At 67.1% G+C, this 23,422-nt stretch carries 19 protein-coding genes; 9 read left to right on the forward strand and 10 right to left on the reverse strand.

Going from position 1 to position 23,422, the window contains the following annotated elements:
* Nucleotides 1–6: 6 nt before the first annotated feature.
* The 4 genes from F8O08_RS06130 to aceA all read right to left on the reverse strand — a co-directional run bounded on the left by F8O08_RS06130 (nt 7) and on the right by aceA (nt 5,701).
* Nucleotides 7–1,143 carry a cation:proton antiporter gene (locus F8O08_RS06130; RefSeq protein WP_158038151.1) on the reverse strand — a complete coding sequence of 379 codons (1,137 nt, stop codon included), beginning with the start codon at nt 1,141–1,143 and terminating at the stop codon, nt 7–9.
* Nucleotides 1,140–2,513, reverse strand: a complete 1,374-nt coding sequence (locus F8O08_RS06135; protein ID WP_158042844.1) for an MFS transporter — start codon at nt 2,511–2,513, stop codon at nt 1,140–1,142. Before F8O08_RS06135 ends, F8O08_RS06130 begins: the two co-directional genes overlap by 4 nt.
* Nucleotides 2,514–2,517: 4 nt before the next feature.
* Entirely contained in the window at nt 2,518–4,236 is a 1,719-nt protein-coding gene (gene aceB, locus F8O08_RS06140; RefSeq protein WP_158042845.1) for a malate synthase A, read from the reverse strand.
* Nucleotides 4,237–4,390: 154 nt separating this feature from the next.
* Nucleotides 4,391–5,701 carry an isocitrate lyase gene (gene aceA / locus F8O08_RS06145; protein ID WP_158042846.1) on the reverse strand — a complete coding sequence of 437 codons (1,311 nt, stop codon included), beginning with the start codon at nt 5,699–5,701 and terminating at the stop codon, nt 4,391–4,393.
* A gap of 214 nt (nt 5,702–5,915) precedes the next feature.
* Here aceA and F8O08_RS06150 point away from each other — a divergent pair, with 214 nt between their 5' ends.
* Both F8O08_RS06150 and rraA read left to right on the forward strand, forming a co-directional pair.
* On the forward strand, nt 5,916–7,427 hold the full coding sequence (locus F8O08_RS06150; RefSeq protein ID WP_158038147.1) for a helix-turn-helix domain-containing protein: 1,512 nt from the start codon (nt 5,916–5,918) through the stop codon (nt 7,425–7,427).
* Nucleotides 7,424–7,924, forward strand: a complete 501-nt coding sequence (rraA, locus tag F8O08_RS06155) for a ribonuclease E activity regulator RraA (RefSeq protein ID WP_158042847.1) — start codon at nt 7,424–7,426, stop codon at nt 7,922–7,924. Before F8O08_RS06150 ends, rraA begins: the two co-directional genes overlap by 4 nt.
* Before the next feature lie 9 nt (nt 7,925–7,933).
* On the opposite strand, the gene F8O08_RS06160 is transcribed toward rraA, so the two are convergent.
* Nucleotides 7,934–10,048: an NAD(+) synthase gene (locus tag F8O08_RS06160; protein WP_158042848.1), complete on the reverse strand. Its 2,115-nt coding sequence runs from the start codon at nt 10,046–10,048 to the stop codon at nt 7,934–7,936.
* A gap of 105 nt (nt 10,049–10,153) precedes the next feature.
* On the opposite strand from F8O08_RS06160, the gene F8O08_RS06165 reads away from it, so the two are divergent.
* Nucleotides 10,154–11,386 carry an AI-2E family transporter gene (locus F8O08_RS06165; RefSeq protein ID WP_225733588.1) on the forward strand — a complete coding sequence of 411 codons (1,233 nt, stop codon included), beginning with the start codon at nt 10,154–10,156 and terminating at the stop codon, nt 11,384–11,386.
* Between the two features lie 57 nt (nt 11,387–11,443).
* Nucleotides 11,444–12,001, forward strand: a complete 558-nt coding sequence (locus tag F8O08_RS06170; RefSeq protein WP_158031665.1) for a type 1 glutamine amidotransferase domain-containing protein — start codon at nt 11,444–11,446, stop codon at nt 11,999–12,001.
* 2 nt (nt 12,002–12,003) lie between these two features.
* On the opposite strand, the gene F8O08_RS06175 is transcribed toward F8O08_RS06170, so the two are convergent.
* The 3 genes from F8O08_RS06175 to F8O08_RS06185 all read right to left on the reverse strand — a co-directional run bounded on the left by F8O08_RS06175 (nt 12,004) and on the right by F8O08_RS06185 (nt 15,230).
* Nucleotides 12,004–12,639 (reverse strand): DedA family protein, encoded by a 636-nt coding sequence (locus F8O08_RS06175; RefSeq protein ID WP_158042850.1) that lies wholly within the window; start codon nt 12,637–12,639, stop codon nt 12,004–12,006.
* A 47-nt stretch (nt 12,640–12,686) separates the two neighbouring features.
* The gene (locus tag F8O08_RS06180) at nt 12,687–14,951 is read right to left on the reverse strand and encodes a heavy metal translocating P-type ATPase (protein WP_412973616.1); all 2,265 of its coding nucleotides are present in this window, start codon (nt 14,949–14,951) and stop codon (nt 12,687–12,689) included.
* Between the two features lie 66 nt (nt 14,952–15,017).
* Complete coding sequence (locus F8O08_RS06185; protein WP_158031663.1) at nt 15,018–15,230, reverse strand: heavy-metal-associated domain-containing protein; 213 nt, start codon at nt 15,228–15,230, stop codon at nt 15,018–15,020.
* A 195-nt stretch (nt 15,231–15,425) separates the two neighbouring features.
* Between F8O08_RS06185 and F8O08_RS06190 the strand changes: the two genes are divergently transcribed.
* From F8O08_RS06190 to F8O08_RS06205, 4 genes are all read left to right on the forward strand, one after another.
* Complete coding sequence (locus F8O08_RS06190) at nt 15,426–16,367, forward strand: VOC family protein (RefSeq protein WP_158042851.1); 942 nt, start codon at nt 15,426–15,428, stop codon at nt 16,365–16,367.
* Nucleotides 16,368–16,405: 38 nt separating this feature from the next.
* Nucleotides 16,406–17,185, forward strand: a complete 780-nt coding sequence (locus F8O08_RS06195) for a formate/nitrite transporter family protein (RefSeq protein WP_158042852.1) — start codon at nt 16,406–16,408, stop codon at nt 17,183–17,185.
* Nucleotides 17,186–17,284: 99 nt separating this feature from the next.
* Nucleotides 17,285–17,851: a GNAT family N-acetyltransferase gene (locus tag F8O08_RS06200; protein ID WP_158031867.1), complete on the forward strand. Its 567-nt coding sequence runs from the start codon at nt 17,285–17,287 to the stop codon at nt 17,849–17,851.
* Nucleotides 17,852–17,999: 148 nt separating this feature from the next.
* Entirely contained in the window at nt 18,000–19,199 is a 1,200-nt protein-coding gene (locus F8O08_RS06205) for a hypothetical protein (protein ID WP_158042853.1), read from the forward strand.
* 120 nt (nt 19,200–19,319) lie between these two features.
* Here F8O08_RS06205 and F8O08_RS06210 read toward each other — a convergent pair whose 3' ends face one another.
* Together F8O08_RS06210 and F8O08_RS06215 are read right to left on the reverse strand one after the other, a co-directional pair.
* Entirely contained in the window at nt 19,320–21,359 is a 2,040-nt protein-coding gene (locus F8O08_RS06210; protein WP_158042854.1) for an ArnT family glycosyltransferase, read from the reverse strand.
* Nucleotides 21,356–22,684, reverse strand: coding sequence for a bifunctional glycosyltransferase family 2/GtrA family protein (locus F8O08_RS06215; RefSeq protein ID WP_158042855.1), 1,329 nt, complete (start codon nt 22,682–22,684; stop codon nt 21,356–21,358). Before F8O08_RS06215 ends, F8O08_RS06210 begins: the two co-directional genes overlap by 4 nt.
* Nucleotides 22,685–23,142: 458 nt before the next feature.
* Here F8O08_RS06215 and F8O08_RS06220 point away from each other — a divergent pair, with 458 nt between their 5' ends.
* A complete protein-coding gene (locus F8O08_RS06220; protein ID WP_158031657.1) occupies nt 23,143–23,346 on the forward strand; it encodes a cold-shock protein in 204 nt (67 codons plus the stop codon).
* Nucleotides 23,347–23,422 lie beyond the last annotated feature (76 nt).

The raw sequence follows: 23,422 nt of genomic DNA on the forward strand, positions 1-23,422 counted from the left end.
AGCGGATCAGCGCTGCGTGGCGAAACGTCTCGCTGCGAGAGGAACCGTCGCCGACAGCGACACGACGCTGATGAGCGCGCCGAAGACGAGCGCTGCGGCGTCACCGCTGTTCAGCGCACCGGTCTGCATGCCGATGGTGGCCGCAGCGATCGGCACGCCCAGCTGTGCGCCGCCGAGCAGCGCCAGTGAGGCGGGCTGCCCGGTCAGCGCGCTGACCGCGTGCACGGCCAGGCCGCCGAAGCCCAGTGCGAGGCCCAGCAGAACGTGCCGCGGACTGCTCCACAGGTCGCCCAGCGACAGCGACGCGCCGAGCCAGACGTAGAACAGGGGTGAGAAGAAGCCCTCGCTGAGGGCGAAGACCTGCTTCGCCAGTCGTCGAGGCTCTCCGATCGCCGAGACCGCGACCCCTGCAGCGAACCCGGCGAGCATGATCGACACCGCTGTCTGCGAGGCGAGTACGGCGAACGCGAGCAGCAGCACGAGTGAGATGCGCAGCTCGAGCGCCAAATGCTCGCGGCGACTGACCCGGTGCGCCTCGCTCAGCATGCCGCGGCGTCGCATCATGCGCAGCGCGAGAACGACCCCGGCGGTCAGAGCGCAGAGTGCCAGTGCGCCGACGATGGTCAGCAGGGCGCGGCCGGTGTCCATGACCAGAGGCAGCAGCACGATCGACGCCACGTCGGCGACGGCGATCTGCGCCATCGTGGCGGTCACCGCCGGGCCGGTCAGCCGGGCCTGAGCCATCGCGGGCAGCGCCAGCGCCGCCGAAGAAGACCCGAGTACGACCGTATAGATCAGCCAGTCCGCACTGTGCAGGGTGAGGCTGATGAGCGCGCCCAGCGCCAGAGCGGCCACGGCCACGGCTGCCGCTCGGATGAGCCCCTTCAACAGCAGCGGCCGCAGCTCGGGGTTGCGCACCGGAATCTGGCTGCCGGCGACGAACATCGTGAGCGCGAAGCCCAAGTCGGCCAGCAGTGTGAACATCGAGTCGCCGGCATCGACCCATCCCAAGCCGGCGCCGCCGATGAGCAGGCCGCCGAGAATCTGACCGACGAGCACCGGGGCACGCCATCGGGTGACCCAGCTCAGCACAGGCCCCAGCAGCGCGATCACAGTGATCGCCAGCAGCGTGAGCAGAGTCATGCTGGCACGTTAGCACCCCGTGTGCAGCCGCCCTCCCGCGTGAGCTCGACCATGGCATCCGCACTGGGACGCTCACGCAGTGCTGCGCTGCTCGCTGCGACCACCGCGAGACTGACCAGCGCCAGTGCAGCGCCCACTGCGAACATCCAGATGTGGTGCACCCCGCTGAATGCCAGCTCGACGCCCGAGAGGATCGCCGGCATGAAGAACCCCGTGTAGGTGAGGCTGTAGAACACGGCGGTGAACGCGGCCAGACGACCGGGCGGCGCGATGCGCTGCACGTACTGCAGACCAGACACCAGAACCGTGCCGTAGCCGATGCCCAGCACGGCCGCGGCGGTCAGACCCAGCCAGAGCTGCTGCGTGGCCAGTGCGCTCGCGGCCAGCAGCATCCCCGCGCAGGCGACGACCAGGCCGAGCACCAGCGTGCGGGCCGACCCCGGACGCTCGAGACGCTTGATCACCGGCTGCACACCGACGCCGCAGGTGAGACCCACCAGACACATCAGCGCGCTGAAGCCGATCTCAAGGCCGGGAGCCTGCGAGCGCATCTGCGTGGGCAGAATCGCGTAGGCGCTGGCTGCACAGCCGAACACCCACGGAGCTGCGGGAGCGACGATCAGCAGGAAGCGGCGACGCACCGCCGGGTCGATGCCGTCTTCGGCGATCAGCGCGAAGCGCGAGCGGCTGCGGCGGCGTGACGTCGAGAGCACTGCGTGCACCTGCGTCTCCGGGCCTTTGCACATCATCCACACAGTCACCGGAATGAGCAGCCCGACGTTGACGAGGTAGGGCAGCATGGTGGCCGCTGGCCCCCACTGCGCGATGGCACCGGCGACTGCGGCGCCGGCCCCGAAGCCCACGCTGAGCGTGATGGATGCGCGACGTGCGCCCGCCCCCGCATCGGCGTTCGCATCGAACGGGGCCGTCGAGAGCTCCTTGATCCAGGTGCTGCCGACGGCCATCGCCAGACCGAGCGCGAGCCCGCAGAGCAGACGACCGACGAACAGCGCCACCATGCTCTCGGGGCCGAGGGCGAGTACGAGGCTGCCTGCCATGGCCAGCAGCGGGCCTGGGATCATGACCGGACGGCGGCCGATGCGGTCGGCCATGGGGCCGCCGATCAGCAGAGCCGGGATGATGCCCAGCACGTAGCCGCCGAAGAGGATGTTGACCTGCAGGGCGGTGAAGCCGCTGTGCATCTGGTACATCACCAGCAGCGGAGTGAACTCGTTGCCGGCCCAGGCGACTGCGAAGAGCACGGCGGCGACGCTGACCCAAGACCGGCCGTGCGCTGTGCGCGCCCGACCGGTCTGCGGATCGCCCGACCGTCGAACTGTCTGCGTCTGCGTCTGCGTCTGCGTCGACATGGTGTCATCCTCGGTTCGCCGGCTGCGGCTCGACGAGACCGGCGGCCTCGTCGGTCAGCGGCTCAGGGGTGACCACATCGGTGGCGAGGTAGCGTCGGTAGGCCTCTGTGGTGAGAAAAGGCAGGAACGGCTTGTCGAGGGCGACCTGCGCGAACACCTGCACGGCGTCGTCGAACCGGTCGCCGTCGAAGCGCTGCAGCTCTGAGACCACGCCGTCGATGATCTGCTGCACGCGCTCGCGGGTGATGGCATTGCCCTCGGCGGTGACGGTCTGGTAGTGCAGCCACTGCCAGATCTGCGTGCGCGAGATCTCGGCGGTCGCCGCGTCCTCCATCAGGTTGTCGAGGGCCGCGGCACCGACGCCGCGCAGCCACGACTCGATGTAGCGGATGCCCACCGAGACGTTGTCGCGCAGGCCGGCCTCGGTGACCTCGCCAGGGGTCGCCTGGAAGTTCAGCAGATCGCTCTGCCCGATGCTGACGTCGTCGAGCTGACGTTCGACCTGGTTGGGCCGCTCGCCGAGCACCGCGTCGAACTCGGCCTGTGCGTAGGGAATCAGGTCGGGATGCGCGACCCAGGTGCCGTCATAGCCGGCCTCTGCCTCACGGCGCTTGTCTGCCGACACCTGCTGAAAGGCGCGCTCGGTGACCTCCGGATCGCGCCGGTTCGGGATGAATGCGCTCATGCCGCCGATGGCGTAGGCGCCTCGGGCATGTGCGGTCTTGACCAGCAGCTGTGCGTATGCACGGGTGAAGGGAACCTCCATCGTGATGCAGGAGCGATCAGGCAGCACGTTCTTCGCACCGCGCTCGCGGAAGACCTTGATCACGCTGAAGATGTAATCCCAGCGGCCGGCGTTGATGCCGGTGATGTGATCGCGCATCTCGTAGAGGATCTCATCGATCTCGAAGGCCGCAGGCAGCGTCTCGATCAGCACGGTGGCGCGGATGGTGCCGATGTCGAGACCCAGTGCGTGCTCGGCGAAGGTGAAGACGTCGTTCCACAGGCGGGCTTCGAGGTGGCTCTCGAGCTTGGGGATGTAGAAGTACGGGCCTCGCCCGCGGGCGATGAGCTCTTTCGCGTTGTGAAAGAAAAACAGCCCGAAGTCGACGAGGCTGCCCGACGTGTCTTCGGTGCGGTTGCTGTCATCGGTGAAGACCAAGTGCTTCTCGGGCAGATGCCAGCCGCGCGGGCGAGGCACGATGGTGGGCAGCTCGGCGAGCTCTTTCGTTCGCAGGGCGTACTGCTTGCCCTCTGGCGAGGTGAAGTCGATCTGCCCGCGAATCGCGTCGAAGAGGCTCAGCTGGCCGCCGACCACGTTCTGCCAGGTGGGGCTGGTGGCATCCTCGAAGTCGGCGAGCCAGACCTTGGCCGTGGAGTTGAGCGCGTTGACGGTCATCTTGCGATCGGTCGGCCCCGTGATCTCGACGCGCCGATCCTGCAGACCGGGCGCATTCGCAGAGCCGACGACACGCCAGCTTCGGTCGGCGCGGATGTGCGCGGTGCCGGGCAGGAAGTCGGGGTTGGTGCCCAGCGAGTAGTCTTTCAGCCGCTTCGCCCGTTTGGCGAGCAGCTCATGGCGACGTGACGAGAAGCGGTGGTGCAGTGCGGCGAGAAAGTCCAGCGCCTCGGGCGTGAGAATCTCGTCGAAGCGTTCGTGCATGCGCCCGGCGACGCGCACGACGGGTCGGGTCGGTCGGCGGACGGCAGTGGTGGTGTGCATGATTCTCCAATCCTGGTGGCGGGGCCGATCGTCGTTGATCGGCGGGTGCGTGGCGGTGTGACGTGACGACCGGCGTCGCGGCGACGGCGGCGTCGGGAGTGAGCCGGTCGGGGCACGGCCTGCGGCGATGCAGGGGCGCCCCGATCCGACGAGATCAGAACTGTGCCTCTTCGGTGCTGCCCACCAGCGCGAGGGTCGCGCTGTCCGGGTTGAGCGCCGTCGAGATGCGGTCGAAGTAGCCGGTGCCGACCTCGCGCTGGTGCCGGGTGGCGGTGTACCCCTGGCTCTCGGCGGCGAACTCTTTCTCTTGCAGCTGCACGTAGGCGGTCATCTGCTCGTCGCGGTAGCCGCTGGCCAGCTCGAACATCGAGTAGTTGAGCGCGTGGAAGCCGGCCAGCGTGATGAACTGGAACTTGTAGCCCAGCTCGCTGAGCTCACGCTGGAACGAGCCGATCTGCTCGTCAGAGAGGTGTGCCTTCCAGTTGAACGACGGCGAGCAGTTGTAGGCGAGCAGCTTGCCGGGGAACTTCTCGTGGATCGCCGTGGCGAACTCACGGGCAAGCTCAATGTCGGGCTCTCCGGTCTCGACCCAGAGCAGGTCGGCGTACTCGGCGAAGGCCAGACCGCGGGTGATGACCGGCTCGATGCCGTTGCGCACTCGGTAGAAGCCCTCGTCGGTGCGCTCGCCGGTCGTGTACTGGCGATCGCGCTCGTCGACGTCGCTGGTGAGCAGATCTGCCGCCAGCGCATCGGTGCGGGCGATGATCAGGGTGGGAACACCCGCGACGTCGGACGCGAGTCGAGCCGACTGCAGAGTGCGGATGTGCTGCTTCGTCGGAATGAGCACCTTGCCGCCGAGGTGGCCGCACTTCTTCTCACTGGCCAGCTGATCTTCCCAGTGCACGCCCGCCGCTCCGGCCTGGATCATCGCCGACTGCAGCTCGAAGGCGTTCAACGGGCCGCCGAAGCCCGCCTCGGCGTCGGCGACGATCGGCGCCATCCAGTCACGGGTGACCGCCTCGGGCCCCCCTTCGCCGAACTCAACCTGGTGGGCGCGCATCAGCGCGTTGTTGATGCGGCGCACCACCGCTGGCACCGAGTTGACCGGGTACAGACTCTGATCTGGGTAGGTCTGGCCCGAGAGGTTCGCGTCTGCGGCGACCTGCCAGCCGGAGAGGTAGATGGCGCGCAGACCGGCTCGCACCTGTTGAACCGCCTGGTTGCCGGTGAGAGCGCCGAGCGCGCGCACCCAGTCGTCGCCCTCTTCGTGCAGCAGCTCCCAGAGTCTCTCGGCGCCGCGACGGGCGAGTGTGCTCTCTTCGCGGATGCCGCCGCGAATGCGCAGCACGTCTTCGGCGGAGTAATCGCGGCGCACGCCCTCCCAGCGCGGGTCGTTGTCCCACTCGAACTGCAGGTGCTCAGCGGTCTGTGTCTGGTCGCCGGGGCGGATGTTCTGCTCGGTCATGGTGATCTCCTTTGATCTCATGGTGCGTGTGCCACCTCATCGGCCGGTGAGCCGAACCACGTCACTTGGGTGATCGAGTCATCGTTGAGTCGATCGGTCGTGCTGTGGTGAGTTCTACTCTGCGACAAGAGATGCGGACGATCCGGACGAATTTGCAGGAAAGTTCTGCGATATTTCTGTTCTGCGGAGAAAACGGCTGTGTCATCATGAAGACATGACGACCACGCAACGGCGCGGGGCGCGTCTTGGCGATGAGGCGATGGTTGACGCTCTCATCATCGGGCGGCGGATTCGCGCGATACGAAAACAGCGAGGGCTCACCTTGGAGTCTCTCGCGCAGGCGATCGAGCGCGCACCCAGCCAGATCTCAGCGCTCGAGAACGGACACCGAGAGCCGAAGCTCAGCCAGCTCAGGCGCATCGCCGAAGTGCTCGCCGTTCCCCTCGACGATCTCATCGGCGGCGATGAGCCGCCCGACGAACGGGCATCACACGAGATCGAGCTCGAACGCATACAGCGGTCGGTCGGGTTCTCATCGCTCGGCCTGCCTGCGGTGCGAGTGGGGCCTCGACTGGGAGACGACGCCTTGGCCACGATCGTCGGCCTCTATCGCAAGATCGAGCAGCTGCGCGACGACCGACAGGCGACACCAGAAGAGGCCCGCAGGGTGAACGCCGAACTGCGCACCACGATGCGGGCCAGCGACAACTACTTCGAATCGATCGATGATGAGGCCGAGGGACTGCTCGAGACGCTCGGCTACGCGGGCGGCCCGCTGCCGCAGCGGCTGACCGCAGCGCTGGCCGAACACCTCGGCGTCACGCTGCACTACGTCGACGACCTGCCGCAGTCGACGCGGTCGGTGCTGGACGAGCGCAACGGCCGCATCTATCTGCCGCAGTCGGTGATCGGCTCGGGCGACTCGCGCGCCGCGGTGCTGCAGGCGCTGTCGAGCAAGGTGCTCGGGCACACCGTTCCTGCGGACTACGCGGAGTTCCTGCGCCAGCGGGTAGAGAGCAACTACTTCGCCGGTGCGATGCTCATGCCTCGCACCCGCAGCGTCGAACGACTGCGGGCCGCGAAGGCGAACAAAGACCTGGCCATAGACGACTTTCGCGACGCCTACGCCGTCAGCTACGAGACTGCTGCGCATCGGTTCACCAATCTGGCCACGGAGTTTCTCGATCTGCCCGTGCACTTCGTGAAAGTGCATGAGTCCGGCACGATCTGGAAGGCCTACGAGAACGACAGCGTGTGCTTTCCCACCGATTCGCTGGGCGCCATCGAGGGGCAGACCTGCTGCCGACACTGGACGAGCCGCATCGTCTTCGCCGAGACCGATCACTTCAGCCCGTTCGCTCAGTACACCGACACGCCGACCGGCACGTTCTGGTGCGCCGCTCGCGTGCTCGCCTCGTCGCAGGGGAGGGTGTCGGTGTCGGTCGGCACCGACTTCACCCATGCCCGTTGGTTCCGCGGCGGCAACACCGCCAGTCGTGCCGTCTCGACGTGCCCGGACGAGAACTGCTGTCGCATCCCGCCAGCGCACCTGCGAGAGAAATGGGAGGATCAGTGCTGGCCTGCCACGCGACCGCACGCCTCACTGCTCGCCGCGCTGCCACAGGGCGTCTTTCCCGGCGTCGACACCACAGACGTGTACGAATTCCTCGAACGACACGCACCGCCCGAGCCGTCACCGACGGCCGACGAAAGGAACCGCCCATGACCGACTCTCCCGACCTGCTCACCGCAGATCTCGCCGACGACGGTGATCGCGAGCTGCGCAGCGTGGTCACCCAGATGCGCAGCTTCGGCGGTCGCCGACGCGTCTTCGGGCGTGTGCAGACGCTGCAGGTGCACGAAGACAACACGCTGATCAGAGAGCAGCTCGGCACGCCCGGCGAAGGGCGTGTGCTCGTCGTCGACGCCGGCGCATCGCTGCGTCGCGCGGTGGTCGGCGGCAATCTCGGCGTGCTGGCCGCGCGAAACGGGTGGGCCGGCATCCTGGTGGCAGGCGCCGTGCGTGACACCGTCGAACTCGGTCAGGCCGACGTGCACGTCAAGGCGCTGGGCTCTCAGCCGGTGCCCACCGTGAAGCGCGGCTTCGGCGTGCTGGGCGAGCCCATCCGCTTTCTCGAGGTCGATGTGCGGCCGGGCGACTGGGTCGTCTCAGACGAGGACGGCGTGGTGTTCCTCAGCGTCGACCCGCGTTCCGAGGGGTGACCGACCGGTTCAGTCGCCGTTCGGGAATGCCCGGTGCAGCTCGTCGAGCCATGCCTGCGGCGAGGAGTCTGACGGCGCCCGCCAGTCGCCGCGCGGCGAGAGCGACCCGCCGGGCGACACCTTCGGGCCATTCGGGATCGCCGTGCGCTTGAACTGCGCGAACCCGAAGAAGCGCTGCAGAAAGACCTCGAGCCAGTGCACGATCTGCTGCAGGTCGAAGTCATGGCGATCTGCCTCGGGAAAGCCCGCGGGCCACTGCCCGATGCCGGCGTCGCGGCAGGTCGTCGGCTCGGCCCACGCATGTGCGGCCAGCCAGGCGATGCGACTCGGGCGCATGCCGTGACGCAGCACCTGATAGAGCGTGAAGTCGTGCAGCGCGTAGGGGCCGATCTTCTCTTCGGTGCTCTGCACCTTGCCGTCGGCGCCGGCGGGCACCAGTTCGGGCGAGATCTCGGTGTCGAGCACACGCTGCAGCACGGCTGAGACCTCGGCAGAGAAGTGCCCGGTCGAGCTCACCCAGCGAATCAGATGCTGCATCAGCGTCTTGGGAACGCCGGTGTTGACCGTGTAATGCGACATCTGGTCACCGACGCCGTACGTCGACCAGCCCAAGGCGCCCTCTGAGAGATCGCCGGTGCCCACCACGATGCCGCCGCGCTGGTTCGCGAGTCGGAACAGATAGTCGGTGCGCAGCCCGGCCTGCACGTTCTCGAAGGTGGTGTCATAGACCGGCTCACCGTCGGCGAAGGGGTGTCCGATGCGGCTGAGCAGCTCGCGTGCGGCAGGCCTGATGTCGAGCTCTTCGAATGTGACCCCCAGCGACTCGGCCAGTGCCACGGCGTTCGACTTGGTGTGGTCGCTCGTGGCGAACCCGGGCATGGTGAATGCGAGGATGTCGGTGCGCGGGCGTCCGAGACGGTCCATGGCCTGTGCGCAGACGAGCAGCGCGTGCGTCGAGTCGAGGCCTCCCGAGACGCCGATCACGAGCTTCGGCGAGCCGATCGAGCGCATGCGCTGCATGAGACCCGAGACCTGGATGCTGTACGCCTCGTAGCAGTCCTGCGCGAGCCGGGCGGGGTCGGCGGGCACGAAGGGAAAGCGGGCGAGGGTGCGGCGCAGGCCGATGTCGTCGGTGGGCGGCCTCAGCGTGAACGAAACGGTGCGATAGTCGCCCTCGCGGCCGTCGCCGCTCAGATCGGCGAGTGTGCGTCGGTTGTCGTCGAACGTGCCCTGTCGCAGACGCTCCTGCCGCAGCACGTCGAGATCGACATCGGCGACCGACCGTCTCGGCCCGTCGGGAAAGCGTTCGGTCTGCGCGAGCAGCGTGCCGTTGTCGTAGATCATCGTCTGGCCGTCCCACGAAAGGTCGTTGCTCGACTCTCCGGCTCCCGCGGCGGCATAGACATAGGCGGCGAGGCAGCGGGCAGACGCCGAGCGCACCAGCAGATGGCGGTCTTCGGCGCGTGCGATGGTGATGGGACTGCCCGAGAGGTTCGCGAGCACGCTCGCCCCGGCCAGTGCGGCACGAGCGCTCGGCGGAACCGGCACCCACATGTCTTCGCAGATCTCTGCGTGCAGCACCAGCCCCGGTACGTCGACGGCATCGAAGAGCAGGTCGGTGCCGAAGGGCGCATCGAATTCGCCGATGCGGATGCTGCCGCCGCGCTGGTCGTCTCCGGGAGCGTACCAGCGGCGTTCGTAGAACTCCCGATAGGTCGGCAGGTAGGACTTCGGCACGACCCCGAGCAGACGGCCGCGATGGATGACTGCGGCGCAGTTGTAGAGCCGGGACTCGTGCCGCAGCGGCACTCCGACCACGAGCACCGGCAGCAGCTCGGTGCTCGCTGCGACCACCTCGATCAGGGCGTCGACGGCGGAGTCGAGCACTGCATCCTGCAGCACCAAGTCGTCGATGGCGTAACCGGTCAGGCACAGCTCGCTGAAGACGGCCACTCCGACCGCGTCTCGGTCGCACTCCACAGCCTGCTGGATGATCTGCTTCGCGTTCGCAGCAGGATCGGCGATGGCGATGGGAAAGGTGACGGCTGCGACGCGAGCGAAGCCCTGAGCGTAGGCGCTCGCCCGGGCGCCAAGTGCACGGGCGGCGACAAGTCGATCGGTCATGGCCTCCAGTCTGGCACAGCGCGAGGTCTTGCCGGCAGACAGTACACTTGGTGAACATTTGCTACCGTGTTGGCACGATGATGATGAAGGGGCTGAGGCGTCATGATGACTGAACGCGCAGTGAAAGAACCAGGAGCGGCTCGTCGGCTGTGGGCTGACGGCTTCGGAACGCTGGCCACGCGATGCGTGCAGACTCTGGTCGTGCTCGCTGTGATCGTGGTCGTGATCTTCGCCATCATGCAGGTGTCGATCGTCGGCATTCCCGTGCTGCTCGCTCTCATCGTCTCGTCGGCGATCGTTCCGTTCACCGCCTGGCTGCGGCGCAGAGGCGCGCCGGCCATGCTCGCCGCCTGGACGGCCCTGCTGAGCATCGTGGTCACCTTCGGGCTGCTGATCTGGCTGATCGTGTGGGCTGTGCTCAATCAGTGGAACGTGCTGGTCAGCTCGGCGACCGGCGGCATGCAGACGCTCCAGGACTTCATCGACGGGCTGCCGTTCACCGTGCACATGCCGGCGCTCGCCGAGGTCGGGGCGTGGGCGCAGGGCGTGCTGGCCAGCAGCGGCTTTCAGAGCGGAGCACTCGCCGGCGTCTCGGCGACGGCGGAGTTCTTCACCGGCTTCGGCATCTTCGTGGTGGTGCTCTTCTTCTTTCTCAAAGACGGGGCGGCGATCTGGGAGTTCCTGCTGCGGCCTCTGCACGGAGACGGATACACGAGGGCTCGCCGCGCCGGACAGCAGGCCGTCACCACGTTCGGCAGCTATCTGCGCGGCACGACGATCGTGGCCGCGGCTGATGCCGTCGGCATCGGCATCGGACTCGTGATTCTGCAGGTGCCGCTGGCGCTGCCCCTGGCCGTGATCGTGTTCGTCACGGCATACATCCCGATCGTCGGTGCCACACTGGCCGGCGGGCTCGCCGCCCTGGTCGCGCTGGTGGCCAACGGGCCGGTCGCCGCACTGATCGTGATCGCCATCGTGATCGTGGTCAACCAGCTCGAGGGCAATCTGCTGCAGCCTGTGGTCATGGGACGCACGCTGAAGCTGCACCCGTTGGTGATTCTGATCGCGCTGACCATCGGCGCCTCGCTGGGCGGTGTGCTCGGGGCGATCATCGCAGTGCCGCTCACCGCAGCAGCGTGGTCGGTGCTGCAGGTCTGGGACGGGCCCGGACGCCCGGCACGGTTCGCTCGGGCGAAGTCAGCTCGGGAACGTCGTGAGGCTCGCGAGGCCGAGCTGGCCGCCGAAGAGGAGGCCAAAGCCCCCACCGGCGCAGCGTCGGCGGATGCGGCGGCGGCCTCGGACAAAGACGCTGACGCATCGGGCGGCAGCGACGTATGATCGGCGGCGCCGGCTCCGTCTCGGCGTCGGCGATCAAGACTCAGAAGGAGTTCTTCTATGAACACAGCACTCTCAGAGAAACGCGTGCTCGTCATCTCGACCAACTACGGAGTCGAGACCGCTGAGATCTCGCGCCCGGTCAACGATCTGCGCGCAGCGGGTGCTCGGGTGACCGTCGCCGCGCCGAAGCCTGAGGCCATTCTCACCTTGGTGCACGACCGCACGGTCGGCGAGACGCTCGCACCCGACGCGACCTTCGCCGACATCGACCCGGCGCAGTTCGACCTGCTCGTGCTGCCCGGCGGCACCATCAACGCCGACCAGCTGCGCGTTGACAACGACGCGCAGCGCATCGTGCGTCGCTTCACCATCGCGGGTCGGCCGATCGCTGCGATCTGTCACGCACCGTGGGCGCTGATCGACGCCGGAGTGGCCGAGGGCAAGAAGCTCACCTCGTACAGCAGCATCAAGACCGATCTGGTCAACGCGGGAGCCGAGTGGGTCGACGCCGAAGCGGTCGTCGACGACACCGATGGCTGGCGGCTGATCACCTCGCGGTCGCCGCAGGATCTCGACGCCTTCGTGGCGGCCATCATCACGACGCTGGAGGGCTGAGCTCAGGAGGCGCGTCCAGAGCGACTCTCCGAGGTCTCGCGAGACATCAGCGCGGTCTGGATGCGTGAGGCGATCATGCCGATGAGCATGGCGATCACCACGGCGATGCAGATCACGGCTACGGGATGCCTCTCGACCCAGATGCCGGCGACCGCGCCGATGCCGGTGCTGTAGATCGCCCAGACCAGCGAGCCGACCGCAGAGAGTCGGACGAACAGCGCCGTCGGCATGTGCAGGTCGGCGCACGCGAGGGTGGTCGCCAGGCGCCCCATCGGCACCAGACGGGCGCTGATCATGGTGATGTCGGGCTGATCTCGCAGCCGGCGTCGCATCCAGCGTCTCATGCGCCGCACTCTGACGCCGTTCAGCCATCGCCAGCCGCCCAGATGCGTCCACCGTGCCAGACCGAACGCTCCGAGGTCGCCGACCACCATGCCGACAGTGGTGCTGATCAGCAGCACGATGGTCACGAACAACTGCTCGGGGCGGGCGTAGGCGATGGTCGCCAGTGCGATCACGAGCGACTGTGTGGGCAGAAAGGTGAGCGTGCCGCTCAGCGCGAGCACGAGGGCCAGCGCGACGAACACCCAGGGCGAACTCGCGAGTGACAACACCCAGTCAGAGGCTGCAGATCCCATGGCCTCCCAGCGTACCCGGTGAGCTGTGCCACATCGTCGAGCGTGCGTCAGCCCTGTGCACGACTGCGGAAGCCGCGCAGCCGCAGGCTGTTGCCCACGACGAAGACGCTGCTGAACGCCATCGCTGCGCCCGCCAGCATCGGGTTGAGCAGCCCCAACGCTGCGAGCGGGATCGCCGCGACGTTGTAGGCGAAGGCCCAGAAGAGGTTGGTCTTGATCGTGCCGAGCGTGCGCCTGGCCAGTCGGATCGCGTCGGCGGCGCTGCGCAGATCGCCACGCACCAGGGTGATGTCTGCGGCCTCGATGGCCACATCGGTGCCGGTGCCCATGGCGAGCCCCAAGTCGGCGGTGGCCAGTGCGGGGGCGTCGTTGACGCCGTCACCGACCATCGCCACGACGTGCCCGGCCTGCTGCAGCCGCCTCACTTCGGCGACCTTCTGCTGCGGCAGCACCTCGGCGATCACCTGGTCGACGCCCACTTCGGCGCCGATCTGTCGAGCGGCCCGTGCATTGTCTCCGGTCAGCAGCACAGGGTCGAGCCCGAGACCGGTGAGCTGCGTGATCGCCTCGCGGCTGGTGGGCTTCACCGTGTCGGCCACGACGACGATGCCGCGTGCCGTGCCGTCCCAGCCCACGGCGATGACGGTCGCACCGCCCTGCTCCGCCTGCTGCTTGGCGGCCACGAGTTCGTCAGACAGGTGCATCGACCACTGCTCCAGCAGCGCCTCGCGGCCGGCGACGACGACATGGCCCTCGACCAGACCGCGAACGCCGAGGCCTGCGGCATTGGCGAAGTCAGAGACCTCTGGCAGAGCTCCGGCTTCGGCCGCAGCCTGGGCGATCGCACGGGCGATCGGATGCTCCGAGGCCGCCTCGAGGGCGCCGGCCAGCCGCAGCAGGTCGTGCTGCGTGACGTCAGGCTCGGCGACGACGTTCTTCACGGTCATGCGGCCCGTGGTCACTGTGCCGGTCTTGTCGAGAACGATGGTGTCGACCCGACGCGTCGACTCGAGCACCTCGGGGCCTTTGATGAGGATGCCGAGCTGCGCACCGCGCCCCGTGCCCACCAGCAGTGCGGTCGGTGTCGCCAGCCCCAGAGCGCACGGGCAGGCGATGATGAGCACCGAGACGGCCGCGGTGAAGGCCGCTGTGGCGGGATGCCCGAGCAGCAGCCATACCACCAGCGTGATCAGGGCGATGCCGATCACGATGGGCACGAAGACGGCTGACACGCGGTCGGCAAGTCGCTGCACCGGTGCCTTGCCCGACTGGGCGTCTTCGACCATCTGCGCCATTCGCGCGAGCTGCGTGTGGGAGCCGACCCGGGTGGCGCGCACGACCAGGCGGCCACCGGCGTTCACCGTCCCGCCGACCACAGCGTCGCCTTCGTGCACCTCGACCGGCACCGGTTCGCCCGTCAGCATCGACGCATCCACCGACGACGACCCTGACATCACGCGGCCGTCGGTCGCGATCTTCTCGCCCGGCCGCACCACGAATTCGTCGCCCACGGCGAGCTGAGCGACCGGAACGCGCTGCTCGCGGCCGTTCCGCAGCACCGCGACGTCTTTGGCCCCGAGCTCGACGAGTGCGCGCAGCGCCGCGCCGGCCTGTCGTTTCGAGCGCATCTCGAAGTAGCGTCCGGCCAGGATGAACATGGTGACCCCGGCGGCGACCTCGAGGTAGATGTTGTTCGAGCCGTCGGTGGGAGCGATCGTGAGTTCGAACGCATGGTGCATGCCTGGCATGCCGGCTGTGCCGAAGAAGAGCGCGTAGAGCGACCAGAGCAGCGCCGAGACGGTGCCCAGAGAGATGAGCGTGTCCATCGTCGCCGCCCCGTGACGCAGGTTGGTCCAGGCGGCGCGATGGAACGGCCACGCCGCCCAGACGACGACCGGAGCCGCAAGGGTGAGCGACAGCCACTGCCAGTTCGTGAACTGCAGTGCGGGGATCATGGCCATCGCGATGACCGGCACTGAGAGCACCACAGAGCCGATCAGCCGGTTGCGCAGCGCCACCAGCTCGACGTCGGCGTGCGAGGCGGCGGATGCGGTGGACGGCTCGGGGGGAGCGGGCAGAGCTGCCGTGTAGCCGGTCTGCTCGACCACGTCGATCAGCTGCGCCGGGTCGTACCCTTCGGGCGCGTGGACCCGTGCCTTCTCGGTGGCGAAGTTCACCGTCGCCTGCACACCGTCGAGCCGGTTCAGCTTCTTCTCGATGCGTGCTGCGCACGAGGCGCAGGTCATGCCGCCGATCTCGAGTTCAATGCTGTCGCGCCCGGGCGCTGCCGAGGTGGTGCTCTCTGCGGTCACGGTGTCTGACTCCTTCGCTGAGAATGAAGCCCGCTGTTGTCTCTGCGGCTTCTGACTGCGGCCGGCTCAGCCGCGAGTCGCCGAGTATCCGGCCTCTTCGACGGCGGCCAGAACTGCTGCGTCGTCGAGCGGCTGCTCGCTGGTGATGTGCAGGCGACCGGTCTGTGCGCTGACCTCGAGGCTCTGCACGCCGGGGATCTTCTCGACCTCCTCGCGCACGGCGTGCTCGCAGTGCCCGCAGGACATCCCCGTGACGGCGAAATCGGTGATCGTGCTCATGTCGTCTTCCTCTCTTCGACGAATCAGATCGTCGGCTCGAATACCCGGTGGGGGTATTCGTTCGACCACTATACTCCTGACTTTGTGCTGTCGCACCGACGAAATCGAATATTCCGCGGCGCCCGAGTGGTGGCAGAACGGTCTCATGGCGCACGATGAGATGACATGGTCAGCGGCGATCGAAGGAGGCCCCCGATGCAGACAGACGAGAAGACCTGCATCGTGCCGAACCTCTGGTTCGACGGCAGCGCTCGCGAGGCCGTCGACTTCTACCTCGAGGCGCTGCCAGACTGCCACGTCACCGACGTCTCTCACTATCCGCACGAGGGCCTGCCTCCCTTCCAGGAAGCCATGGCGGGCCAGGAGCTCACGATCGAGTTCACCGTCGCGGGCCAGAGGCTCGTCGCCATCAACGCCGGTGCGGAATTTCGCCCGAACCCGTCGATCTCGCTCATGCTGAACTTCGACCCCAGCGTCGACGCCCAGGCACAGGAGCGTCTGCACCGCGTGTGGCAGGCACTCGGTCGTGGCGGCACAGCCCTCGCCCCGTTGGGCGAGACGTCGTTCAGCAGGTGTTTCGGGTGGATGCAGGATCGATACGGCGTGTGCTGGCAGCTGATCCTGACCGACCCTCGCGGTGCGCCTCGGCCGTTCGTGCTGCCGTCGCTCCTGTTCGCCGGCCCTCAGCGGGGAAGTGCACTGCCTGCGATCGAGTACTACGTCGACGTGTTCAGACCGCGCGCCGAGATGGCCGGGCTCGGCACGGTCATTCCGCACAGCCGAACAGACAAAGATCCGACGGACGACGCCAGCGCCGACGGGCTGCTGGAGTTCGCGGACTTTCAGCTCTGCGGCCAGTGGCTCACGGCCGCAGACGACACCGGCAGTGCCGACTTCACCTTCACCGAGGGCGTGTCTCTGCAGGTCGACTGCGCCGACCAGACCGAGATCGACCGTCTCTGGGCGCTGCTGTCGTCGTCGCCTGAGGCCGAGGCCTGCGGCTGGTGCCGAGATCGGTTCGGGGTGAGCTGGCAGATCGTTCCTGCGAACATCGGCGAGCTGATGCAGCGCCCCAAAGCCTATGAACGACTTCTGGGCATGAAGAAGATCGTCATCGACGAGCTGCTGGCGTCGTGAGTGCCCCGAGTTCCCCGAGTGCCGTGAGCGCGCGGGTCATGCTCGATCGAGTGATCGACTCCGGAGGCCAACGGGCTGTGGCTCCGGCCGCGTCGCTCTTCGCCCGCGGTGCACTTGCCGGAGCGCTGCTCTCGTGTGCGACGGTGCTCTCATATGCGGCCACGACGCAGACCGGGCTGCCGCTGATCGGCGCCATCGTGTTTCCGATCGGGTTCGTGGTCATCATGCTGCTCGGTCTCGAACTCGTCACCGGCAACTTCGCCGTCGTGCCGCTGGCCATGCTCGCGCACCGCGCTCGCGGCCGTGACTTCGCGCGCAACGCGACATGGGTGCTGCTCGGGCACTTCGTCGGTGCCGGCGTCTTCATCGGCCTCTTCGCAGCCGGTGCCACGGATTTCGGCAGGACGCCCGAGGGACACAGCGCGACATCCGCCGTCATCGCGATGATCGTGAGCACCGCAGAGACCAAGACGACCGGCTACGCCGCATTCGGTGCCCTGGGCGTCGCCGTGGTCTTCGTCAAGGCGATGCTCTGCAACTGGCTGGTGACGATCGGCGCGATGCTCAACTACGCGGCTGACGACACTGCCGGGCGAGTGCTGGCGATGTGGCTGCCGGTGACGATGTTCTATGCCCTGGGACTCGAACATGCGGTGGTGAACCTGTTCGTGATCCCGGCCGGCATCGTACTCGGCGCCGACGTCACCGCAGCGCAGTGGTGGGCGTGGAATCAAGTGCCCGCACTGGCCGGAAACCTGGCCGGCGCGCTGCTGCTCACCGTCCTTCCACTGTGGTGGGCACATCGGCGCGTCGCCTGATCCCGTCATCCCATGCCAGGGGCGTGCCACGACGTCGGCGACACGCAGGAAACAGGGGTTTGCATGTTCGCTTTCGAACGTTAGGCTAACGCGGTGACGATGACAGAGACTGTGACCGATCTGAACATCCGCCTGGCGACGATTGACGACGCTCAGGCGTGCGCCGAAGTGTACCGTCCGTACGTCGAACACACGTCGTTCACCTTCGAGACGATCGCTCCGACGACCGAGATGGTCGCCGAGCGCATGCAGGGAGCCCTCGAGCACTACGCATGGGTGGTCGCCGAACGCGACGGCCAGGTCGTCGGGTACGCATATGCGCACGAGTTCAGCGACAGACCCGCCTATGACTGGACCTGCGAAACCAGCGTCTACGTGTCGGTCGACGAACGCCGTGGAGGCGTGGGCCGTGCGATGTACGACGCCATGATGGATCGTCTGGCCGAGCGCGGCTACCGACGCGTCATCGCGAACGTGGTCAGCGAGAACGAGGCCAGCATCCGCATGCACAAGCGCATGGGGTTTCGTGAGGTCGGCCGCTTCGAACGGGTCGGCTGGAAGTTCGACGAGTGGCACGACGTCACCTGGCTCGAACTCGACCTCGACGACGATCATCCCGCCGAGGCCGGCATGGCCCGCCCCGCCATGCTGCCGAAGCACCTCTGAGACCCCTCTGACCCGGCTGGCACCGAACCGGCGCTCCTGATGCCCCTTCGGTGATTGCAGACGCACGGCTGCTGCTCAGACACGGCACAGCATCAGGCGGCACCCTGTAGTCGGGGACCGCACGCTGCGGCTCCCGGCAGGAGGAGTCATGCAGTTCAGCGAATTCGTGCAGGCGTATCACCGCGAAGTCCCACCGACGCACACCGCGACAGCTGGGGCAAGCCTCCCAGCGAAGACGCAGCGCGAACTCGACTCCATCATGGGTCAGGGGAGGGTCCACGCCGAGCGCTGGGGCGGTCTTCTGCACGACTGTCTCGCAGGCAGAGCCATCGGCATCTCGAAGCGTCAGCTCGACGCCGAGGCGCAGGCCTACCTGCGCTGGTTCGCCGCGGCCGGAGACCGACTCGTCGCGCTGTCAGTCGAGATCGCAAACGAGCAGGCGGCCTCTGAGGTCGATTGCTCTGGCGGGGCGGCTGAAGGAGCGACCGCATCTCAGCAGATCGAATCGGCGAAGGTGCTCCACGCGCTGACCGAATTCAGCTTTCACCGGCTGAACGCCAGATGTCTGCCGATGTGGAGCGCACTGCTCTTCGACGAATGCACGCCACGAAGCATCCGCCGCACGGTGGCGCGGGCGCGGTTCGAACTCTCCAGTGACGTCCTGCTGTTCTCTGCAGTGCGCGAACAGGCCCTGGGCAGCATGGCCCAAGACGACGCTGAGACGAGGCAGCTGCGCAGGTGGCACACGGGAATGCTCACAGAGATCGACGCGATGATCGCCCTGCTCGAAGTGTCGTGCCGGTCACCTCAGACAGTGGTGCTTCCCGCCCCGCCGCAGTTCGAACGATTCGCCGGCGGAGCGAACGCCGACATGATCGTGATCGACACCGCAGCGCACGAAGTGATCGGCGTCCAGGTCAAGTCGAGCCGCTCGTGGCGTCAGGCAGACCATTACGACGCCCGCCGCGTCGTCATGCTCGACGGCGTGCTGCACCTGGAGAACTCGCGAGTGATGCGTACCGACGCCCGACGGTCAGACCGCCGGGCGGTCTCATGGCCGGGCCTCGTCGGCGCGCATTATCTTCGAGCTCTGCCGGTCGGCCGCGTCGAGAAGGGCTGGGCGACACGACGCCAGGCGCTGAACATGAAAATCGCCGCGCGGCACTATGCCGGCGAGATGACCGATCGCAACGCCGAAGCGTTCGAGAACTGCGTACGACTGGTGCAGCAGGCGCTCGGAGCGACCGGAGTCACCGGAGCGACCGGAGCGACCGGACGGATGCGCGTCGGGGATGGAGCGCAAGGCCGCTCGACAGCGCCCGACCGTCTGAGGGCGTCTCTGGCCTGAACAGAGCCGACCGCCTGAAGAACTGGCGGCCTGCACAGGGCCGGCCGCCTGAACAGAGCCGACGAAGATCGCCCGCCGCACAGCTGCTCACCGAGCAGAGTGCGGCGGGCGATCTTCGGTTCACCGTTGTGTGAGGTCGTAGACGGTCACTCCGTCGACGGTCTGAGCTGTGAAGTTCTGCTGCACCCACGACTCGATCTCAGAGGACGCCGATGACCCTCCGTTGGGCGCTCCCATGGAACCCCCGGCGATGTAGAAGTGGATCTCGCCATCGTCGACGTACTGCTGGAACAGCTGCAGCGTCGGGAACGGGTCGCTGCCGTTGAACCCGCCGATCGGCATGACCGGCACGTCGGCGGCGAGCTGATACGAGGCCGCGTTCTGCGACCCTGTCGTGGCGGCCGCCCACCGGAAGGCGGTGGAATCGCCTCGCAGCATCTCTGTGATCTGATCCGAGACCGTGGTGCCGCCGAGAAGCCCGCCGCCCATGCGGCCTTCGGCGCGTCCTCCGGCCGATCCTGCACTCGGCGGCTGGGTACCCGAGCCGTCCGGTGAGGTGCCCGGAGCATTCGGTGCCGAGTCGGCACCGTCAGCCGCGCCTGCTCCAGGCTGCGGCATGCCTTGTCCGCCGCCCATGCCGCCGCCTGGGCCTCGCATGCTGCCCGACTGCACGGCAGGGCCCGCGGTGATGATCGAGCCGGTGTACCCCTGCTGCACGGTGTAGACCGTGTAGCTCGTCGGCCCGGCGAGGCAGACGACGACTGCGGCGACTGCGCTGCGCACGGCCAGCTTTCGCGAATCGGGAACCCAGGCGCTGGCCGCCAGCCCGATCGCCGAGGCCGCGCCGAGCACGAGAACCGGCCAGCGAAGCAGACTCTCACTGCGGCCGAGCAGCACGAACGCCCAAACCGCCGTCACCATGACCGTCCCTGCCAGCACGATGGTCAGAGCGCGGCCGCGTCGTGCGCTCTCGCCGCGCATCCGCCACAGCTCAGCGGCACCGAGCCCGATGACGCCGGCGATGCCCGGTGCCAAAGCGACCGTGTAATAGGCATGGAAGATGCCGGACATGAAGCTGAACACCAGGAAGGTGACCAGCATCCAGCTGCCCCACACGATGACCGAAGCCCGCAGTGCGTCAGTTCGTGGACGACGCCACGTGAGCACGAGCAGCGCGACCATCAGGATGACCGCAGCAGGAATGAGCCAGGACGCCTGACCTCCGATCTCGCCGTCGAGCAGACGTGTGATCCCGGTCGAGCCCCACATGCTTCCCTGCCCGCCGCCTCCGCCGGGTGTGACCGATCCCGTCTCGTTGCCAGTGATGCGGCCGAGCCCGTTGTACCCGAAGGTGAGCTCGAGAAACGAGTCGTTCTGCGAACCGCCGACATAGGGGCGCCACGACTCGGGAACGAGTTCGACCAGAGCAACCCACCATCCAGCGCTCCCAATGATCGCCGCGACGGCCAGCAGTCCGTCTCGCAGACGGCGTCTCAACGGCACCGGTGCCGCCAGCAGATAGGCTGCGGCGAACCCCGGCAGCACGACGAAGGCCTGCAGCTGTTTCGTCAGAAAGGCGAACCCGATGGCGACGCCGGCCCACAGCATCCATCGTGTTCTGCCGTCTTGCACGGCACGGACGACGAAGTACGCCGTGAGCGTGAGCAGAAAGACGAGCATCGCATCGGGATTGTTGTAACGGAACATCAGCGCCACGATCGGCGTCGACGCGAATGCGACGCCGGCCAGCAGAGCAGCCACGGGGGTGGAGACCCGCCGCACGGCGGCATAGAGCACCGCTGTCGTCGCGACGCCCAGCAGGGCCTGAGGTATCAGCATCGCCCACGTGTTCAGTCCGAAAACCCGCACAGAGAGCGCCATGAGCCAGAGGAACGCCGGCGGTTTGTCGACAGTGATCGAGTTGCCGGCGTCTGACGAGCCGAAGAGAAATGCCGTCCAGTTCTCGGCGCCGGCCTGAACGGCGGCGCTGTAAAAGGCGTTCGCCCAACCCGACGCGCCGAGATTCCAGATGTATGTGAAGGCCGTCACCACCAGCAGGGCGCCGAGCGCCGGGAGCTCCCACCGTGGTCGTCGCTGCCTCTCGGGCGCCCGCGTCTCGCTGACGGCGGCGGTCTCGGGGGTGGATGCGGTGGTCGTCATTTGTCTCCTCCGGAGATGATCGTAGGGTGTGAGGATCGGTCGTTCGAATTGGCTGCCGACGTCGAATCAGCGGGGTGCGGGCGGAAGACCCAGCGTCGAAAGAGCAGGAACTTCAGCAGCGTGGCGACAAGGTTCGCGACGGTGGCAGCCACGATCTGCACGAGGGGAGAGAACCCCTGAGTCAGCGAAAGCGCCACCGAGGTCAGCAGCCAGCACAGGGCGAAGACGAGCAGCCCCTGGCCCTGATGCCGCAGGGTGCCGGCACGGCTGCGCACTCCGAAGGTCAGTCTGCGATTGGCCTGGGTGTTGACGATCGTGCTCAGCAGCAGCGCCAGCAGATTGGCCGCCTGCGCGCTCATCATGGTCTGCAGCATCAGCAGCAGCACGGTGTAGAGGGCCGTGCTCGCGACGCCGATCAGACCGAATCGTACGAGCTGTCTGAGCAGCGAGCCGCTCTGCGTCTCTGGTGCGCTCGCATCGGTCGGCGCAGGTGCTCTCGGGTCGCCTGGCCGAACCGTGCGACGAATCGTCTCGAGCGGGATGCGACCGCGCACGAGCTCGGATCCGAGTCGCACGATGCCACCGAGGTCTTGCCTGACAGTCGCCGGGATGTCGACACGGCTGTCTGGATCGTCGACCCAGTCGACCGGAACCTCGTGAATGCGCAGTCCCGCCTTCTCGGCGATCACCAGCAGCTCGGTGTCGAAGAACCACTGCGAGTCGTGCACGTAGGGCAGCAGAGCCCGAGCCGCCTGCGCCGAGATCGCCTTGAACCCGCACTGTGCGTCTGAGAAGCGAACGCCGAGCGTGCCGTGCAGCAGCAGGTTGTACGAGCGTGAGATGAACTCTCGTTTGACGCCGCGCTTCACCCGAGAGGTGCGAGAAAGCCGTGTTCCGATCGCCAGATCGCTGTGCCCTGAGACCAGCGGTGCCACGAGCGGTGCGAGTGCGCGCAGATCTGTCGAGAGATCGACATCCATGTATGCGAGCACCTGAGCGTCGGCAGCAGACCAGGCGGTGGCCAGCGCGAGCCCTCGCCCCTTCTGATCGAGATGCACAGCGCGCACGGAGGGCAGACTCTCGGCCAGCGCGCCGGCGACCTGCCACGTGCCGTCTGTCGATGCGTTGTCGACGATGGTGATCGTCGTGCTGAACGGAAACCCGTTATCGAGAAAGGAACGGGTGGTCGTCACCGCCCGCGCCAGCGAGGCCTCTTCGTTGTACACGGGAATCACGATGTTCAGCACGCTGTGCGGCGTCTGCGGCGGATCAGGGGCGCGCAGACGGTGTGGGTCGGTTGCCGGTCGGGTCTGGTCGGTCGTCATATGAACATGCTCGCGACGGTGCTTGTGATGCAGGAGGTGATTGCATGTGCAGTTCCGAGCAGCAAGCTGTGACAGTCTTGTCGGCGAGATTCGCCGCGACGCGCCGCGCCGCAGGAGTCGCGCGTCGCAGGCGAGGTGTGTAGGCTGAGAGCTACCGCGGGCGGTTGAGAGCGCCTGTACGGACGAGAGCGATGCAGGCAGTCGTCTCTCGGTCACATCGGTCGTCGAACGGCCGAGTGATTTCCCGCTCGGCCTTCGAAAGCAATCAACGGACGATCAGCACTCTCGGTGGCATGTGCGAATATGCCTCGGCGTCCGACCAGATTCGCGCGAAAAGGGCGTGCGCAAGTCGTATGACAACGGTTGTCATACGCACACAGAAAAGCTTCGCGCCCACCGGGCCGCGAAAAATCGACAGTGCAGGAGTGCTGTCGAACAACGAAAGAAAGCAGTACAGCATGACAACCGGCACAGTCAAATGGTTCAACTCGGAAAAAGGCTTCGGCTTCATCGCCCCTGACGACGGCAGCGCCGACGTGTTCGCTCACTACAGCGCGATCACCGGTGACGGCTACCGTAACCTCGAAGAGAACCAGCACGTCGAGTTCGAGGTGACGCAGGGCCCCAAGGGTCTGCAGGCCGAGAACATCCGCAACGCCTGAGACAGGCGCAGTCGACTTCGTGAGTCGTGAACGATCGCACTGATCGCGCACGGCACACACCAAGAGGGCGTTCACA

The sequence above is a fragment of the Pseudoclavibacter sp. CFCC 13611 genome (assembly GCF_008831225.1).
In the GTDB taxonomy this organism is placed as follows: Bacteria; Actinomycetota; Actinomycetes; order Actinomycetales; family Microbacteriaceae; genus Pseudoclavibacter_A.

What these genes read in the sequence shown, in the direction of transcription:
- F8O08_RS06130 (WP_158038151.1), bottom strand. Translation starts at nt 1,143, where the DNA reads ATGACTCTGCTCACGCTGCTGGCGATCACTGTGATCGCGCTGCTGGGG.
- F8O08_RS06135 (WP_158042844.1), bottom strand. Translation starts at nt 2,513, where the DNA reads ATGTCGACGCAGACGCAGACGCAGACGCAGACAGTTCGACGGTCGGGC.
- aceB (WP_158042845.1), bottom strand. Translation starts at nt 4,236, where the DNA reads ATGCACACCACCACTGCCGTCCGCCGACCGACCCGACCCGTCGTGCGC.
- aceA (WP_158042846.1), bottom strand. Translation starts at nt 5,701, where the DNA reads ATGACCGAGCAGAACATCCGCCCCGGCGACCAGACACAGACCGCTGAG.
- F8O08_RS06150 (WP_158038147.1), top strand. Translation starts at nt 5,916, where the DNA reads ATGACGACCACGCAACGGCGCGGGGCGCGTCTTGGCGATGAGGCGATG.
- rraA (WP_158042847.1), top strand. Translation starts at nt 7,424, where the DNA reads ATGACCGACTCTCCCGACCTGCTCACCGCAGATCTCGCCGACGACGGT.
- F8O08_RS06160 (WP_158042848.1), bottom strand. Translation starts at nt 10,048, where the DNA reads ATGACCGATCGACTTGTCGCCGCCCGTGCACTTGGCGCCCGGGCGAGC.
- F8O08_RS06165 (WP_225733588.1), top strand. Translation starts at nt 10,154, where the DNA reads ATGACTGAACGCGCAGTGAAAGAACCAGGAGCGGCTCGTCGGCTGTGG.
- F8O08_RS06170 (WP_158031665.1), top strand. Translation starts at nt 11,444, where the DNA reads ATGAACACAGCACTCTCAGAGAAACGCGTGCTCGTCATCTCGACCAAC.
- F8O08_RS06175 (WP_158042850.1), bottom strand. Translation starts at nt 12,639, where the DNA reads ATGGGATCTGCAGCCTCTGACTGGGTGTTGTCACTCGCGAGTTCGCCC.
- F8O08_RS06185 (WP_158031663.1), bottom strand. Translation starts at nt 15,230, where the DNA reads ATGAGCACGATCACCGATTTCGCCGTCACGGGGATGTCCTGCGGGCAC.
- F8O08_RS06190 (WP_158042851.1), top strand. Translation starts at nt 15,426, where the DNA reads ATGCAGACAGACGAGAAGACCTGCATCGTGCCGAACCTCTGGTTCGAC.
- F8O08_RS06195 (WP_158042852.1), top strand. Translation starts at nt 16,406, where the DNA reads ATGCTCGATCGAGTGATCGACTCCGGAGGCCAACGGGCTGTGGCTCCG.
- F8O08_RS06200 (WP_158031867.1), top strand. Translation starts at nt 17,285, where the DNA reads ATGACAGAGACTGTGACCGATCTGAACATCCGCCTGGCGACGATTGAC.
- F8O08_RS06205 (WP_158042853.1), top strand. Translation starts at nt 18,000, where the DNA reads ATGCAGTTCAGCGAATTCGTGCAGGCGTATCACCGCGAAGTCCCACCG.
- F8O08_RS06210 (WP_158042854.1), bottom strand. Translation starts at nt 21,359, where the DNA reads ATGACGACCACCGCATCCACCCCCGAGACCGCCGCCGTCAGCGAGACG.
- F8O08_RS06215 (WP_158042855.1), bottom strand. Translation starts at nt 22,684, where the DNA reads ATGACGACCGACCAGACCCGACCGGCAACCGACCCACACCGTCTGCGC.
- F8O08_RS06220 (WP_158031657.1), top strand. Translation starts at nt 23,143, where the DNA reads ATGACAACCGGCACAGTCAAATGGTTCAACTCGGAAAAAGGCTTCGGC.